Origin of the sequence: Bacillus salacetis (genome assembly GCF_003581585.1) — a bacterium.
Classification (GTDB): Bacteria; Bacillota; Bacilli; order Bacillales; family Bacillaceae_B; genus Rossellomorea; species Rossellomorea salacetis.
In genome coordinates this window covers 1-305 of record NZ_QXIR01000105.1, presented here as the reverse complement: position 1 = coordinate 305, position 305 = coordinate 1, and the positions used below count along the sequence as shown (strand labels likewise).

The 305-nt window shown below is 42.0% G+C and carries 1 protein-coding gene; it reads right to left on the bottom strand.

Going from position 1 to position 305, the window contains the following annotated elements; translation table 11 throughout:
- Window positions 1-305 (bottom strand): transposase (locus D3H55_RS23790; RefSeq protein ID WP_136035810.1); only part of this gene is annotated, 305 nt, incomplete at both ends.

The window sequence follows — 305 nt, the reverse complement described above, 5'->3', positions numbered from 1 at the left end:
CCCAATGGATATAACGGGAAAAGTGAAATCTGTCCGCCACAATAATAGGCGAACCCAATACTTTTTGAACCGCAGATTTAAAGGCATTGCTCATATCCATCACGACCAATTGAACTTCTGAACCCTTTTCCCGAAGGTATTTCTTAATGGTGCTTACTGAGCGGTTTGGAAGTATATCAAGTGGCTCTCTAGTCTCCCCGTTAGCTATAATTAACTGATACTTTCCTGCATTGGTATCTCCTTTGTACTCATCGATCGCAATCACAGGTGGAAGCTTTTCAACCTCTTTTAACTGAGAGGCAGAA